This window comes from Delftia sp. WSY_12, assembly GCF_043104645.1.
In the GTDB taxonomy this organism is placed as follows: Bacteria; Pseudomonadota; Gammaproteobacteria; order Burkholderiales; family Burkholderiaceae_C; genus Comamonas; species Comamonas tsuruhatensis.
In genome coordinates this window covers 351,098-365,729 of sequence record NZ_JBICKW010000016.1, presented here as the reverse complement: position 1 = coordinate 365,729, position 14,632 = coordinate 351,098, and the positions used below count along the sequence as shown (strand labels likewise).

The 14,632-nt window shown below is 68.9% G+C and carries 12 protein-coding genes; 1 reads left to right on the top strand and 11 read right to left on the bottom strand.

Annotated elements, in window-relative coordinates:
* Positions 1-86: 86 nt before the first annotated feature.
* The 5 genes from ACF8LI_RS11245 to rpoN all read right to left on the bottom strand — a co-directional run bounded on the left by ACF8LI_RS11245 (position 87) and on the right by rpoN (position 6,322).
* The gene (locus ACF8LI_RS11245; RefSeq protein WP_392412700.1) at positions 87-3,917 is read right to left on the bottom strand and encodes an ATP-binding protein; all 3,831 of its coding nucleotides are present in this window, start codon (positions 3,915-3,917) and stop codon (positions 87-89) included.
* A gap of 80 nt (positions 3,918-3,997) precedes the next feature.
* The gene (locus ACF8LI_RS11240; protein WP_392429792.1) at positions 3,998-4,249 is read right to left on the bottom strand and encodes a plasmid stabilization protein; all 252 of its coding nucleotides are present in this window, start codon (positions 4,247-4,249) and stop codon (positions 3,998-4,000) included.
* 1 nt (position 4,250) lies between these two features.
* Positions 4,251-4,445, bottom strand: coding sequence for a hypothetical protein (locus ACF8LI_RS11235; RefSeq protein WP_016446355.1), 195 nt, complete (start codon positions 4,443-4,445; stop codon positions 4,251-4,253).
* 49 nt (positions 4,446-4,494) lie between these two features.
* On the bottom strand, positions 4,495-4,803 hold the full coding sequence (locus ACF8LI_RS11230; RefSeq protein WP_047216897.1) for a hypothetical protein: 309 nt from the start codon (positions 4,801-4,803) through the stop codon (positions 4,495-4,497).
* A gap of 184 nt (positions 4,804-4,987) precedes the next feature.
* On the bottom strand, positions 4,988-6,322 hold the full coding sequence (rpoN, locus tag ACF8LI_RS11225; RefSeq protein WP_126312568.1) for an RNA polymerase factor sigma-54: 1,335 nt from the start codon (positions 6,320-6,322) through the stop codon (positions 4,988-4,990).
* A 335-nt stretch (positions 6,323-6,657) separates the two neighbouring features.
* Here rpoN and ACF8LI_RS11220 point away from each other — a divergent pair, with 335 nt between their 5' ends.
* Positions 6,658-8,139 carry a hypothetical protein gene (locus tag ACF8LI_RS11220; RefSeq protein ID WP_392429790.1) on the top strand — a complete coding sequence of 494 codons (1,482 nt, stop codon included), beginning with the start codon at positions 6,658-6,660 and terminating at the stop codon, positions 8,137-8,139.
* A 92-nt stretch (positions 8,140-8,231) separates the two neighbouring features.
* Here ACF8LI_RS11220 and ACF8LI_RS11215 read toward each other — a convergent pair whose 3' ends face one another.
* From ACF8LI_RS11215 to ACF8LI_RS11190, 6 genes are all read right to left on the bottom strand, one after another.
* Complete coding sequence (locus ACF8LI_RS11215; protein ID WP_016446351.1) at positions 8,232-8,375, bottom strand: hypothetical protein; 144 nt, start codon at positions 8,373-8,375, stop codon at positions 8,232-8,234.
* A gap of 44 nt (positions 8,376-8,419) precedes the next feature.
* Positions 8,420-8,698 carry a GlsB/YeaQ/YmgE family stress response membrane protein gene (locus ACF8LI_RS11210; RefSeq protein ID WP_392412696.1) on the bottom strand — a complete coding sequence of 93 codons (279 nt, stop codon included), beginning with the start codon at positions 8,696-8,698 and terminating at the stop codon, positions 8,420-8,422.
* Positions 8,699-8,768: 70 nt separating this feature from the next.
* Positions 8,769-9,296: a hypothetical protein gene (locus ACF8LI_RS11205; RefSeq protein WP_203400787.1), complete on the bottom strand. Its 528-nt coding sequence runs from the start codon at positions 9,294-9,296 to the stop codon at positions 8,769-8,771.
* A 95-nt stretch (positions 9,297-9,391) separates the two neighbouring features.
* Positions 9,392-10,975 carry a sigma-54 dependent transcriptional regulator gene (locus ACF8LI_RS11200; RefSeq protein ID WP_203400788.1) on the bottom strand — a complete coding sequence of 528 codons (1,584 nt, stop codon included), beginning with the start codon at positions 10,973-10,975 and terminating at the stop codon, positions 9,392-9,394.
* Positions 10,976-11,137: 162 nt separating this feature from the next.
* Positions 11,138-12,199, bottom strand: a complete 1,062-nt coding sequence (locus ACF8LI_RS11195) for a DNA topoisomerase IB (protein ID WP_392412694.1) — start codon at positions 12,197-12,199, stop codon at positions 11,138-11,140.
* Positions 12,200-12,544: 345 nt separating this feature from the next.
* Positions 12,545-14,632 carry a catalase gene (locus ACF8LI_RS11190; protein ID WP_392412692.1) on the bottom strand — a complete coding sequence of 696 codons (2,088 nt, stop codon included), beginning with the start codon at positions 14,630-14,632 and terminating at the stop codon, positions 12,545-12,547.

Below are 14,632 nucleotides of genomic sequence, written 5' to 3'. Positions count from 1 at the left end.
GGTGAGTTCTGCGGCAGGCGCGCGAGCCGCGCAGGCAGCGCAGGCAGGCTGGGCGAAGCGGGGATTGTCGCGCGCAAAGGCGGTGCTCATGCAGACGTGCGCAGGCTCCTGAGCAACCGCTCCAGCGTGTCGAAGCTCACGGGCTTGACCAGGTGGTGGTCCATGCCGGCCTCGCGCGATCGTCTCAGGTCATCCTCCTGCCCCCAGCCCGTGAGGGCGATCAGCAGCACCTGGTCGCGGTCCTGCCGGGCGCGGATGCGGCGCGCAACTTCCAGGCCGTCCATGCCGGGCAGGCCGATGTCCAGCAGCACGACGTCGGGCCTGAAGGCGTCGTGCATGGCCAGCGCGCCGGGGCCGTCGCGGGCGATCTCGACCTCGGCTCCCAGCAGCCCTAGCAGCATGGACAGGGTGTCGGCCGCGTCCGCGTTGTCATCGACCACCAGGATGCGGCCGAAGGCTGGCGCGTCCCCGGACTGCGCGCCTGCGGCCGGGCCGGGCAGGGAGGGCACATCGGCGGGTGCATGGGCGGATGCATCGGCAGGTGCATGGGCCGGCAAGGGCAGGCGCAGCCGCAATTCACTGCCCTGGCCCGGACCTTCGCTGAGCGCCTGCACGCTGCCGCCGTGCATCTCCACCAGGCTGCGCACCAGGGTCAGGCCGATGCCCAGGCCCCCCTGGCCCTGGCGGCCGCCGCGGTCCACCTGCATGAACATGTCGAAGATCCTGTCCAGCAGCGCGGCGGGGATGCCTATGCCGTCGTCACGCACGGAGATCACGGCCTGCGCACCCTCTGCCCAGGCCGCCAGCACGACGTGGCCGCCGGGATCGGTGTACTTGGCGGCATTGTTGAGAAGGTTGGTGACCATTTGCGCCAGCCGCACGGGGTCGGCAGGCAGCAGCAGGGTCTCGGCGGGCAGCTCCAGCCGAAGCTGGTGGCCGCCGGATTCCATGACCGCATGGCTGGCCGCCGCCACGCCTTGCAGCACGTTGTTCAGGTCCACCACCTCCTTGCGCAGCTGGACCTTGCCCGTGGTGATGCGCGAGACCTCCAGCAGGTCGTCCACCATGCGCACCATGTGGTTGACCTGGCGCTCCAGCATCTCCTGGCTGCGGCGCGCGCTGTCGTCGCCATGGACGGTGCGCTTGAGGATTTGCAGGCCGTGGCTGATGGGTGCCAGCGGATTGCGCAGCTCGTGGGCCAGGGTTGCCAGGAACTCGTCCTTGCGCCGGTCGGCCTCCCTGAGGTGCTGCTCGGCGCGCTTGAGTTCGGTGATGTCCTGGATGATGGAGCAGGTGCCCACGAGCTGCCCGCCGTCATCGCGCAGCGGAGCGGCGCTGACGCGCATCCACCATTCGCGGCCCTCGTCGTCGGTGTGCAGCATCTCCAGCCCCGGCATGACCACCTCGCCGCGCAGCGCGCGCCTGCCGGGCCAGTTCTCGGGCGGTATGGGCCGGCCCTTGTCGTCCCAGCCGCGCCAGCGCTGCACGCGGTCGGCAAGGGTGGAGGGGATGGCGCGCGGGACGAATCGGTCCATGAGCGCATTGCTGAGCACCATGGTGCCGCCCATGTCGGACACGCCCACGCCCGCCGGCATCTGGTCGATGATGGCGCGCAGCCTTTTCTCGTTGGCGCGCAGGGCGGCATGGGCCTGCTCGCGCACGCGCTCGAGCTGCAGCAGCGAGGCGACGCGCGCCAGCAGCTCGCGCGCCGAAAAGGGCTTGACCAGGTAGTCGTCCGCGCCTGCGCGCAGGCCTTCGACCTGGGCCTCCTGGCCTGCACGCGCGGACAGCATGATGACGGGGATGGAGCGCGTGGCCTCGTCGCTGCGCAGCGCATGCAGCAACTCGAAGCCGTCGAGCACGGGCATCATCACGTCGGCAATCACGAGATCGGGCCGCTGGCGCCGGATGCAGTCCAGCGCGGCCCGGCCGTCGCCGGCCACCTCCACCTCGTACAGCGGACGCAGCAACTGGCCGATATAGCCGCGCATGTCGGCGTTGTCGTCGGCGCAGACGATGCGCGGCCGGGGGCCTTGCGGTTCGGCCCCAGCCGGCACGCCGTGCGGGGCGTGCGTGGGCGATTCGCCCGGCACCCACTGCCGCGTCTCGTCCACGAGCTGGCGTGCGGCCGGGGCGCCCGCGCCGTGCCCCGGCGGCGGCGGGGTTGACGGTGCCGCGATGGGGTTCACCTGTTCGGCCGGCAGGTGCGCGCTGCCCTTGGGCAGCCGCACGGTGAAGCGGCTGCCCTCGCCCTCCGTGCTGGTGACCGTGATGGTGCCGCCATGCAGCCGCACCAGTTCCTGCACCAGGGCCAGGCCGATGCCCGTGCCCTCGTGCGTGCGGGCGGGCTTGCCCGGAATGCGGTGAAAGCGCTGGAAAAGATGGGGCAGGTGCTGGGGTGCGATCCCCGAGCCGGTGTCGCTGACGGACAGCTCCACCGCAGGGCCCGCGTCGTGCAGCGCCACGGCGATCTCGCCCTGCAAGGTGAACTTGAAGGCGTTGGACAGCAGGTTGAGCACGATCTTTTCGTACATGTCCTGGTCCACGTAGACCGACCCTTGCAGTGGCGGGCAGTCCACGCGCAGCCGCAGGCCCGCCTGCTCCATGGCCGAGCGGAACACGCTGGCCAGCTCGGCCGTGGCGCGGGCCAGGTCCGTGGGCTCGTAGCTGGCCTGCATGCGCCCGGCCTCGATGCGCGCGAAGTCCAGCAGGGCGTTGACCAGCTTTTGCAGGCGCAGCGCGTTGCGGTGGACCATCTGCGCCTGATCGGGCGGCAGGTGGCCGCCGTGCTCGCGCAGGGCGTCGTCCAGCGGCCCCAGGATCAGCGTCAGCGGCGTGCGCAGCTCGTGGCTGACGTTGGAGAAGAACACGGTCTTGGCACGGTCCACCTCGGCCAGGGCCCGGGCGCGCCGCGCTTCCTGCTCATAGGCCACGGCGTGCGCGACAACGCCGCCCGTGTGGCTTGCCACCATATCGAGGAAGGCGCAGTACTCCGCATCCAGCGGGCGGCGCGGGCTGACGCCCAGCACCAGCACGCCCGAGGCCTGGCCGTCGCCCGACCAGCGAACGGGCACGATGCGCGCCAGGCGCGAGGGTTCGGGCCAGGGGCCGCCAGGCAGGGTCAGGCCCAACTGCGCCAGGTCCACGTTGGCCGGCTGGCCCGATTGCACGGCCTGGGCCAGCGGCCAGGGCGCGGGGTCGGCCGCCAGGTCGGTGTCCATGCCGGTGGAGCACAGCAGCTGGAAGGCCGGGGGAGCGGTGTCTGCGCTGCCTGCATCCGGGGCGGCCTGGCATTCGTAGATGATGGCGAAGGGCACGTCGTAGGGGTTTTCATCCAGCACGGCGCAGACCTTTTCGCCCGCGTCCTTGGCACTGCGCATGTCCAGCGTGCGGATGCCCAGGCGGTGCAGCGTCTCCAGGCGCCGCCGGCTGACGATTTTCTCGGTGGTGTCGGTGCAGGGACAGAACACGCCCTGCACGGTGATGCCGTCATCGGCCAGGATGGGGCCGTAGGTGAAGGTGACGAAGACCTCTTCCTGCGGCAGCTCGCGGTCGAAGAAGTAGCGCGCATCGGTGGACCAGGTGGCCTGGCCCGTGCGCAGCACGCCCTCCAGCATGGGGCCGATGTCGTCCCAGATCTCGCTCCAGCATTGCGCGCCGGCCTGTCCCAGCGCCTTGGGGTGCTTGCTGGTACCCAGGAAGGGAATGTAGGCGTCGTTGTAGATCAGCCGGAAGTCATCGCCCCACCAGATGATGATGGGAAAGCGCGAGCCCAGCATCAGGCTGGCGGCGTTGCGCAGGCTTTGCGGCCAGCTCTGCGGCGAGCCCAGGGGCGTGGCCGCCCAGTCGTGGGCGCGCACGCGTGCCGCCATTTCGCCGCGCTGCGGCAGGAATCCAAAACCGTCTTCTGAATTCACGGGTTCTCCCACGGGATTGCCGACTTCGCGGGCCGGCCTGTGTCGTTGATCCAGGCGCCGGGGCCGCGGGGGCGGCGCAGCTATCGCGAGGCGGATTGCGCTGCAGGTGCGGCGCCTCGCCTGCGGTCGCCCTTGCGGGCAGCGCAATGCACTGCTTTCCGGCCCCGGCCGCAGCCCGATTGCCTGCCGCCGCCGCTGTCCTTGTCCACGGTGGCCCACAGGCGCCTTTCGGCCTCTTCATGGCCTGCGCCGCGCGATTCGTGGCTGTGCACTATGTGCCGGGCCTGGCGTTTTCGCTCATGGGTATCGGTGGATTTGTCTCCTCGGGGCATGTCACTCTCCCTTGCGGGTCTGTTCCTGCTCGGGCGCGGGCGGCAATTCTATGGGGGGCGCCGTGGTGGGCGGATCTATCGGCTCGGGTCCGCGCGGGCGGCCGGGCTGGCGGTTGGGATCGTCGGGTGCCACGGGGTCGTTGGGCGTGGTCGGCACCTGGGGAATATTGGGTGCGTGGGGCAGGGGGTGGTTCATGGCTGCTGCTGTCCTGAGGGGAAAGGTTGATACAAGTGCGCAAGCGGGCTCAGCGTGGCGCGGTGGTGGCGGGTGCGGTGGCCGGATCGGCCTGCGGCGGCGTCATGGACGGCGCGGCAGGTGCGGCAGGTGCGGCCGGCGAGGCAGAGGAGGTGGGTTCTGTCGCTGGCGTTCCGGTGGCGCTGGGCGCATCCAGCCGCCCCCTGGGTGCCATGAAGTTGAACATCAGCACCAGGATCAGTGCGACGGCGGCCGTGAGGGCGGCGATGCGCAGCGGCCAGCGGCCATCGCGGATGTGGTTGTTCTCGCTGCGCTGGCGTTCGAGGGGGGCGTGCACTCTGCGGGGAGGGGTGTCCATGGCGGTCTCCTTCAATCCATGAGCCTTCACCTTAGGCCGGACGGCGGCCTGCAACTGTCGGACAAGGCAGGACCTGGGGGAGCGACAAGCCGCTGCACGGCAGTGGGGCTTGGCAGGACACACCGCCACGGGCAGCGGCGCCAAGGGCCATCGCAAGGCCGCGGCCGCGACGGCAGGTGCCGTGTCAGCCGTGGCGCCTGCGCCGGTCGGCCGGCGCTATGCGCAGCAGCTGGCGGTACTTGGTGACGGTGCGGCGGGCCACGACCAGGCCCTGGGCGCCCAGCTGGCGTGCGATATCGACGTCGGACAGGGGCCGGGCATCGGATTCGGCCGCGATGATGTCGCCGATCAGCTCGCGGATGGCCGTGGCCGAGCAGGCGCTGCCGCTGGCACTGAGCATGGGGCGCGAGAAGAAGTGCTTGAGCTCGAACACGCCCGTGGGCGTGGCCATGTACTTGTTGTTGGTCACGCGCGAGACGGTGGATTCGTGCACACCCACTTCCTCGGCAATTTCGCGCAGCACCAGCGGCTTCATGGCCATGGCGCCGAACTCCAGGAACAGCTCCTGCTTTCGCACGATGGCCCGGGCCACGTCCAGGATGGTGGAAAAGCGCTGCTCCACATTGCGCACGGTCCAGCGCGCGTCCTGCAGATGGTCGGCCAACTGGGCCTGGCCCGTGCAGCGGTGGCGCTGGAACAGCTGCTCGTAGACGCTGTTCAGTCGCACGCGCGGCACGACGGCGGGGTTCAGTTGCACATTCCAGCCGCTCGGTCCCCTGCGCACGATCACGTCGGGAACGATGTAGTCCACGCGCGTGGAGCCGAAGCTCCAGCCAGGCCTGGGGTTGAGGCGCCGTATGGCATCCATGGCCTGCACGACCTGGGCCGCCGGCACCTGCAGCGCCTTGGCCAGCCGCGGCACGTCGCGCGCGGCCAGCGCGTCCATGTGGTGCTGCAGCAGGGTCTGCGACAGCTGGCGCAGCGTGGCGTCGGCCATCTGCGGGCATTGCAGCAACAGGCATTCGCCCACGCTGCGCGCGGCCACGCCCGCCGGATCCAGCGATTGCACCAGTCGCAGGGCGATGAGCATTTCCTGCGCATCGGGCGCCGGGCTGAGCGCCAGCAGGCCGGCCAGCTCCTGCAGGTCCGTGCGCAGATAGCCGTCGTCGTCCAGCGATTCCACGATGGCGCGCGCCATGCACAGGTCGCGCGGCGTCATGGCCGTCACGTTGAGCTGGCCGTGCAGGTGCATGGCCAGCGTGGTTTCGCAGGCAGCCGTGTCCATGGCGGAGCCTTCCGCGTCAACGGCCTGGCGCGCGCCCAGGTGCATGTCGGCCACCCACAGGTCGCGGTCATCTGCGGGCTCGGCATCTTCCAGGAATGGGTTGTCCTCCATCTTGCTGCGCACCATCGCGGCAAAGTCCAGCGAGGACATCTGCAGCATGCGCACCGCGTGCTGCAAGCGCGGGGAAAGCGTCTGGGACTGGCGTATGTCCGCCTTGAGGTGCATGGAACCCATCTCGTCTCCTTGTTGCGATGGCCACAAGGACGCAACGTTCATGCCCCGATCAGCGTGGCGAATCGTCTGGATACACTTTGGGCACGAAACCTGCTGCGTACTTGCTGCGCAGAAGGCACAGGGGCCCGGGGTTCGGCCGTCGCTGCGGGTATCGGCTTTGCAACAGCAGGGCCGCTCAAGGCGCCTGCGGTAAAAATTTCCGCTCGGGCGCAAGGTTTTCTGCAAACTTTGCCATGTACCAATCCACCGGTTTTCACACGGTCCCGCCGCCGGGAACCCTCAATGCAGTCCCGCAAGGCGGGGCGCGCGGCGCCGCACGCGGGCCATCCATGTCCATGCGCCTGAGACGGGTCCTGTTGCTTCTGGCCTTGCTGGTGCTTGTGCTGGCCGCCTCGTCCTGGCTGCTGTTGCGCGCCTATCAATCCGGGCACGCGGCGCAGGAGCAGGCCGTTCGCATCGCCAGCATGGCCGCGGCCCGCCTGCTGGACAGGCAGGAGCCACGCGCTGCCAATGCCGAGCAGGCGCTGGCTGCCGTCCAACCGCTGCTGGAGGCGGGATGGTCCGGCTTTCTGGTGGACAGCGCGGGCCGTGCGGTGCCGGCCGGCACGGCTGCGGCAACGGGTCAGCCTGCCTTGCCCGCTGATTTCAGCGAGCGCCTGGCTTCCAGCCTGGCGCACGGCTGGCTGGATGTGCCCGATGCGCAGGGCGGCACCCTGCGCGTTTTCTTCAGCAGGACGGCCCAGGGCTGGACCTGGGTGAGCTGGGTTCCCTGTTCCGCGCTGGATCCGGCGTGTTCCCCGCTCCTGAGGGGCGTGATCTGGGCGGCGATCGTGTTGTTTGCGCTGGCCGGCCTGGGCCTGGCGGGGCTGGCCTTGCGTGGCAGGGCGGACCCGATGAGGCCGGCCCGGCGCAGCCAGGCCGGCGGCGCACCGGGGGAGCGGGACAACGAAGCCGGCGAGGCCCATATCCAGAACGAGCGCCTGCAGGTGGTCGGCCGGCTGGCAGGCCGCTTCTCCCATGAGTTCAACAACCAGCTCGGCGTTCTGAGCAACAGCGCCTATCTGATTGAGCGTCGTTCGGAGGACCCGAACCTGCGCCTGCCTGCACAGGCCATGCTGCGTTCGGTGGACACGGCCAGTCGGTTGACGCAGCAGCTGCTGCGCTTCGGGCCGCGCCACAGCACGCATGCGCTGGTGGTGGATCTGTACCGCTGGTTGCCGGGGGTGCGGGGCACGCTGGCCGTGGTGCTGGGAAAGCGCGTGGCGCTGGAGGTGGCTGAGCCCGCCGAGGCCAGCCCGCCGGGCCAGCCGGCCGCGCGCCTGGGCGTGTATGTGGACCCTGACGAGCTGGAGCTGGCGCTGATCAGCATTTTCCTGTCCGTGCGCGAGGCCTTGCCCGATGGCGCACGCGTGCGCATGGCGGCACATCCCGTGGGCGGACATCTTGCGGCATCGGCCGCCAAGGGCGAGCAGGTGGAGATCCGCATCGAGGCCGTGGCCCACTGGCAGGACACCGAGCCGGGGCCGGAGGGGGTGGGTCCGGGCGAATCGGGCGCTGCGGCCGCAGCCAGCGCCGAGGCGCCGCAGCGGCCGCAGGAATCCCGCCCCGGCGTGCGGTTGAGCGACGCCGATGCAGATGCCTCCTGCGGCCTGGCCCTGGCGCGCCGGCTATGCCTGGCTGGCGGTGGCGTGGCGTGGGCCGAGGGCGGCAGCGGGGGAGGCGACGGCGATGGAGACAGCGGCGGCCTGGCCGTCTCTCTGGTCCTGCCGCGCGTGCCCATGGCGGCGCAGGATTGTCTTGCGCAAAGCCTGGACTGAGCTGGCATTCGCGGTCCTGGAAACAGGACTGCGCGCCGGGGCGCGCAGTCAGCAAGCAGGAAAGTCGAAAAAGAGAGGAGGGCCGAGCCCGGTCAGCGTGCGAGGCGCGCGATCAGCAGCCCCGCCGCCAGCGCCGTGGCAATGGAGCGCAGCGGTTTCTTGCACACGGCGCTGCCCTGGCGGGAGAGGTCGGTGCTGCCAGCGGTACTTCTGGTCTGGAAGGGATCTTTGCTCATGGAGGCTCCTTTCCTGCAAGTCAATGGCCCGTGGCCGGGCCGGCTCAGTGGCGCATGCGCGGTTTGCACAGGTTGAAGATGACCAGCAGCGCAACGGCGCTGGCCATGGAAATGAAGATGGACATGGATGTGGCCGGCACCTGCGCCTGCGCATCCATGGCCGAGGGCGCCAGCAGCGGCGCCAGCAGCCAGCCGCCCAGCAAGGCGCCGATGGCGCCTATTGCCACGTTGAGCAAAATGCCTTGCTGGGCCTGGGTGTTCGTGACCATGCTGGTGATCCAGCCGATCAGCCCGCCCACCATCAGCCAGATGAGGAAATCCATGGCATCGCCTTTGACAAAAGTTGCAGTTGAATATCAATGGCAATCGGCGTGCCTGCCCGTCGCAAGCGACTCAGCGCTCCGGTTGCGGGGTGCCGTTGCCCCGGGCCGGCGGAGGGCGGATTTGTGCCCGCTCGGCTTCGCGGCCTGAAGGTGTCTGGGCGTCCAGGCCCCGGTCGGGCGACTCGCTGACCTGGGGCAGATCGGCGGCGTGTTCTATCAATTCCTCGATGATGAAGCGGCCGTAGAGCTGGGCGCGCTCGGCGCCGGCGGCCTTGAGGGCATCGGCGGCGTTGCGTGCGGCCTCGTCGCTGTCCACCCGTACCACCAGCCAGTGGTAGCCGCGCTCGGCCAGGGCCTGGTGGGCCTTGACCAGATTGAGTTCCTGGCCCACGGCGGCCACGGGGCTGGCCTGTCGCAGGTCTTGGTCGATCTGGGCCAGCATTTCCCGGTCGGTGTAGCGCCGTACGTCCTGCTCGGGCAGGTTCAGCGCCTGCAGCGCCGCCATGCCGTCATCGGCCTGCGCAGCCGTGGGAAAAGAGACCACCATGTGGCCCACGGGCTTGAAGACACCGTAGGCGCGGGCAGGAGAGGAGTCCATGGGCTTGTCCTTGGTTGCTCAAAGGTGCTTGCAGGGTGGCAAGCAGCGTGCCCGCAAGGCAACGGCAATAGGTGCTGTGCGCGTCTGCGCACGTGTCAGCCGGGTTCGGCGTCCGTCCTGTCCTTTTTGCCGCCCGCATAGTCCTTGAGCCGGTTGTACAGCGTCTTGAGGCTGATGCCGAGCACGGCGGCCGTGCGTTCCTTCTGGTACTTGCACTGCTTGAGCGTGGCCTGGATCAGCAGCCGCTCGGCCTGCGCCATGGTCATGCCGATGGGCAGCTGTATGGTGGCCGGCTCCATATCGGGCAGGTCGTAGGCATCGCCTGCCGCGCCGTGGTCGGCGAACGGATGCACGGCGACAGGCGCGGCCTGCGCAGTGGGCGGCAATTGCGGGGCATTGGCGGCCAGCTGTGCAGGCACGGATGCGTGCAATGACACCGGCATGGGGGCGGGCTGGGCAATGGCCACCGGTGGGCGGGGCAGCCATTCGGTGCCTACCTGCGGGCCGGGCTCCATGACGTAGGCACGCTGCACGGCATTGCGCAGCTCGCGCACATTGCCGGGCCAGCTGTGCTGCGCCAACTGCCTCAGGGCCGACGCCGTGAACTGCTTGGTCTGCCCCTCTCGCTGAGAGATGGCCTGCAGCAAGTGCTGGGCCAGCAGCGGGACGTCGGACAGGCGCTCGCGCAGCGGCGGCAGCTCGATGGGAAAGACGTTCAGCCGGTACAGCAGGTCCTCGCGCAGCCTGCCGCTGGCCACGGCCTCGAAGGGGCAGCGGTTGGTGGCGGCGATCACGCGCACATCGGTCTGCAGCGTCTGGGTGGAGCCCACGCGCATGAAGCGGCCGGTCTCCAGCACGCGCAGCAGCTTGACCTGCAGCTCCATGGGCATTTCCGTGATCTCGTCCAGGAACAGCGTGCCCGTGGCCGCGCGCTCGAAAAAGCCCTGGTGCTGGCGGTCGGCGCCCGTGAAGCTGCCCTTTTCGTGGCCGAAGATCTCGCTTTCGATGAGATGCGGCGAAATGGCGCCGCAGTTCACGGCAAGAAACGGGCGGCTGCGCCGCTGGCTCAAGTCGTGCAGGGTCTGCGCCACGACCTCCTTGCCGGTGCCGCTCTCCCCCGTGAGGAACACCGTGACCGAGGTGCCTGCCACGCGCTCCATCTGCTGGTACAGGCGCTGCATGGGAGGCGATTGGCCCAGGAGCCGGCCAAAGCGGCCTTCCTGCGCGCAGTAGCTGCCAGCGGGTGCGCAATGGTCTTGTGCCGTGATCTGATCGGAGGCCGGGCCTGCGCCGTTGCGGCTGTCCGCGCCCGACAGGCCCGGCGTGGGGATGAGAAAGCGCGAAAGAATGTCCTCGAGCCGGCCTATGCCCACGGGCTTGACCAGATAGTCCATGGCGCCTCGGCGCAGGGCTTCGATGGAGGAGTCCAGGCTGGCATGGCCGGTCACCAGCACGATCTGCGAGTCCTGCGGCACTTGCCGGTCGCCGAACAGGTCCATGCCGTTGCCATCGGGCAGCTGCAGGTCCAGCAGAACCAGGCTGGGCGGCTGCATGGCCATCTGGCGGCGCGCATCGCGCAGGGTGTGGGCCACGGCGACCGAAAAGCGGTCGACGCCCACCAGTTCGCGCATGGTGGCTGCCGAGTCCGCGTCGTCATCGACGATCAGCACGTGGTTCATTCCATGGCCTCCAGAGCTGCTGGCCGCAGCCTGTTTTGACAAAAATTCATGATCCGGCAGTTTAGGGGCTGGGATGTATGCATCTGTGTCAGTCCACAGGCACAGTGCTTGCCGGGTGGTCCGGTCCCCGCCGCCGTCGCCGCAAAGAGAGGATCAAGCGGATCAGGCGGGCCGGCGGCTGGCGCCCTGGCCACGGCGGGGCGGGGTCCTGCGGGGCCGGGGCTGGGGCTCCAGCAGGCCCAGGAACAGGCATTCCTTGGCGCTCAGCCCGCGCGTGCGCCGTGCGGGTGCAGCGGTCGCGGCGGGCGGGCATTGTCCGGGCTGCTCGCACAGGGCCAGTACCTGGGGATGGATGTAGAACTTGCGGCAAACCGTACAGGTATTGCCCAGGCGCCGCGCCACCTCGGCGATGAGGTCCGTGGAGGTGAGCGCGCCCGGATGGCGGCTGCCCGCCGGTGACGCTGCGGCGGCCATGGCCAGCTCCAGCGCGTACACGCTGGCATGCCAGGTACGGAAGTCCTTGGCACTGAAGTCCGGTCCGTCTGCCTCGTCTGCCCCGGCCTTGCTGCAGATCCTGCGGATGTAGTCGTTCACGTGCTCGGAGCGCACATGGTGAACATCCCCCTCGTCGTCCACGAACTGGAAAAGCCGCTGTCCCGGCAGGTCCTGGCAGCGCTTGACGATGCGGGCCACGGCCCGGTCGGACACGCGGGCCTGCTGGGCGACGCCGCTCTTGCCCTTGAAGCTCAGCGTCAGCTCGCCGGCGCGCACCTGGGCGTGGCGGTTCCTGAGCGTGGTCAGGCCGAAGGATCCATTGGCTTCTGAATACTCGTCATTGCCAACGCGCAGCGCCGTGCAGTCCAGCAGCCAGACGATGGTGGCCACCACGGTTTCGAGCTGCGGCCGCCCCGGCCTGAGGTCCCGCGCCACGGCACGCCGAATGGCGGGCAGATGCCGGCCGAACTCGCGCATGCGGTCGAACTTGACCTGCTTGCGCTGCTCCTGCCACTGCGGGTGATAGCGGTATTGCTTGCGCCCGCGGGCATCGCGGCCCGTGGCCTGCAGGTGGCCCCGGGCGTCAGGGCAGATCCATACATCCACATAGGCCGGTGGAATGGCCAATTTGCGGATGCGCTCCAGCGCCTGGGCGTCGCGCACGGGCCTGCCGTCCTGGTCCACATAGGAAAAGCCTTTGCCACGCCGCAGGCGGCGCCAGCCGGGCATGCGGTCGTTGACATGGATGAGGTCTGCAGTCAGTGCAACCCCTGCGGCGGCGGCGGCGGAGGTGCGATGGGGGGATCGGAATAGGGCGAAGGCGCCGGAGCCGGCGGAGGATCACCCACGGGTGGCACCAGCGGCTCGGTCGGCGGCGGATTGACCGGCGGAGCGACGGGAGGTGTGGCAGGCGGTGTGGGTGGTGCAGCGATCATGGAACGGTTTCTCCTGTGATGGTGGCGGGCCGCAGCGGCCATGCAGCCGCTGCAGCAATCGCCATGCCCGGACCCTTGCACGGGGCCGAAGCGTTGACATTTGGTAGCAATGATTCGCAAAAGCCGGTGGCCGGCGGCCTCAGGCCAGCGTCCTCAGCGTGGGCTCGCGGTCCCAGAAGCGTTTCTTGGCGCCTTCGACAAAGGGCTTGGGCGTGTCGATGGGAAACACGCCCTCGTCCGGCGTGATGCCCGCGGTCTGCAGGATGTGCCCGGTGGCCTTGCAGGCCGCAATGGCCTTGAGGTGGCCGAAGGCATCGCGGAACCAGTCCTGGGCGGCCGCCTCCCGGGCCAGGGCTTCGCCGCGCTGGGGCGTGAGGATGGACACCACGGCGTCGAACTGCGCCGAGGGCGATCCGGCCAGCTGGCCGTCTGCGGGCAGGTGGCTGCCGTCGTCCAGCGTGGCGCCGCCGATCTTGGGCGCAATGATCTTCACGCTGGCCTTTTGCGCCACCAGGGCCTTGTGGAAGGCGGCAATGTGCCGGGCGCTGGAGCCTTCATCCACCAGGATGGCCACGCAGCGGCCCTGCAGTGTGGGTTTCATGCGGTCGATGATGCGCGTGGCCGGGCTGGGCGGCAGCTTTTGCGGGGGCACGGCTGGCTTGGCGGCAGGCGGCAGCTGGGGCAGGCCCAGGCCGTCGGCCACGCGCTTTGCCAGGTCGGCGTCTATCACCTGCAGGTGGCCCACCACGGCCAGTCGCACATGCGGCGTCTGCACCTTGGACAGCTCGAACACCAGGGCGCTGGCGATGTGGGCCTGCTCCACCGCGCTCTGGCTGGCGTAGAACATGCGCGCCTGGCTGTAGTGGTCGGCAAAGCTTTCGGGGCGGATGCGGCCCTTGGCGCCGTCCCCGTCATCCTGGGCAAAGTGCCTGAAGCCGCGCGCCGCCGAGGCGCGCGGACTGTCGGCCTGCAGGCTGGAGGGCTCGTAGGCCACGCGGCCCTTGGGCACCTGGGTCTGCATATGGCCGTCGCGCTGGTCGTGGGCAAACGGGCATTTGGGCGCGTTGATGGGCAGCTGCGTGAAGTTGGGCCCGCCCAGTCGCGACAGCTGGGTGTCCAGGTAAGAGAAAAGGCGGCCCTGCAACAGCGGATCGTTGCTGAAGTCGATGCCCGGGGGCAGGTTGGCCGGGCAGAAGGCGACCTGCTCGGTCTCGGCAAAGAAGTTGTCGGGCCAGCGGTCCAGCACGAAGCGGCCGATCTTGCGCAGCGGTATTTCCTCTTCCGGAATGATCTTGGTGGGGTCCAGATGGTCATAGGGCAGGGCGTCGGCCTGTTCCTGCGAGAACAGCTGCACGCACAGCTCCCAGGCCGGGTAGTCGCCCGCCTCGATGGCCTCGAACAGGTCGCGGCGGTGGTAGTCGTTGTCGGCGGCCTGCAGCTTCAGGGCCTCGTCCCAGACCGTGGACTGGATGCCCAGCTCGGGCCGCCAGTGGAATTTCACGAAGGTGCTTTTGCCTTGCGCATTGACCAGCCGGAAGCTGTGCACGCCAAAGCCCTCGATCATGCGCAGGCTGCGCGCGATGGTGCGGTCGCTCATGATCCACATGACCATGTGCATGGACTCGGGCATGAGGGAGATGAAGTCCCAGAACGTGTCGTGCGCCGTGGCAGCCTGTGGAAAGCCCCGGTCCGGCTCCATCTTCACGGCATGGACCAGGTCGGGAAACTTCATGGCGTCCTGGATGAAGAACACCGGAATGTTGTTGCCGACCAGATCCCAGTTGCCCTCTTCGGTATAGAACTTGATGGCGAAGCCGCGCACGTCCCGCGGGGTGTCCACCGAGCCTGCGCCGCCGGCCACGGTGGAAAAGCGCACGAAGACCGGCACCTGCTTGCCGGTTTCGGTCAGCACCTTGGCGGTGGTGTACTGCTCCAGTGAATCGATCAGCTGGAAATAACCGTGGACACCTGTGCCGCGTGCATGGACGATCCGCTCCGGAATGCGCTCATGGTCGAAATGCGTGATTTTCTCGCGCAATATGAAATCTTCCAGCAGCGTGGGTCCCTTTGGCCCTTGCTTCAATGAATTCTGGTTGTCCGCAACCGGTATGCCCTGCTGCGTCGTCAATACAGGATGAGAGGCTTCGGCCTGCTGCTGGAGTTCTCCGCCGTGGCCAACGGGGCATTGGGATGGGGATTTCTTTTCAGCTGGGGCTTTCTTGACCAT

Bases quoted from the DNA above. Each gene is read 5' to 3' on its own strand.
- ACF8LI_RS11195 (WP_392412694.1), bottom strand. From the start codon at position 12,199: ATGCCCGGCTGGCGCCGCCTGCGGCGTGGCAAAGGCTTTTCCTATGTG.
- ACF8LI_RS11200 (WP_203400788.1), bottom strand. From the start codon at position 10,975: ATGAACCACGTGCTGATCGTCGATGACGACGCGGACTCGGCAGCCACC.
- ACF8LI_RS11220 (WP_392429790.1), top strand. From the start codon at position 6,658: ATGCGCCTGAGACGGGTCCTGTTGCTTCTGGCCTTGCTGGTGCTTGTG.
- ACF8LI_RS11190 (WP_392412692.1), bottom strand. From the start codon at position 14,632: ATGGTCAAGAAAGCCCCAGCTGAAAAGAAATCCCCATCCCAATGCCCC.
- ACF8LI_RS11210 (WP_392412696.1), bottom strand. From the start codon at position 8,698: ATGGATTTCCTCATCTGGCTGATGGTGGGCGGGCTGATCGGCTGGATC.
- ACF8LI_RS11240 (WP_392429792.1), bottom strand. From the start codon at position 4,249: ATGCCCCGAGGAGACAAATCCACCGATACCCATGAGCGAAAACGCCAG.
- ACF8LI_RS11205 (WP_203400787.1), bottom strand. From the start codon at position 9,296: ATGGACTCCTCTCCTGCCCGCGCCTACGGTGTCTTCAAGCCCGTGGGC.
- ACF8LI_RS11230 (WP_047216897.1), bottom strand. From the start codon at position 4,803: ATGGACACCCCTCCCCGCAGAGTGCACGCCCCCCTCGAACGCCAGCGC.
- rpoN (WP_126312568.1), bottom strand. From the start codon at position 6,322: ATGGGTTCCATGCACCTCAAGGCGGACATACGCCAGTCCCAGACGCTT.
- ACF8LI_RS11235 (WP_016446355.1), bottom strand. From the start codon at position 4,445: ATGAACCACCCCCTGCCCCACGCACCCAATATTCCCCAGGTGCCGACC.
- ACF8LI_RS11215 (WP_016446351.1), bottom strand. From the start codon at position 8,375: ATGAGCAAAGATCCCTTCCAGACCAGAAGTACCGCTGGCAGCACCGAC.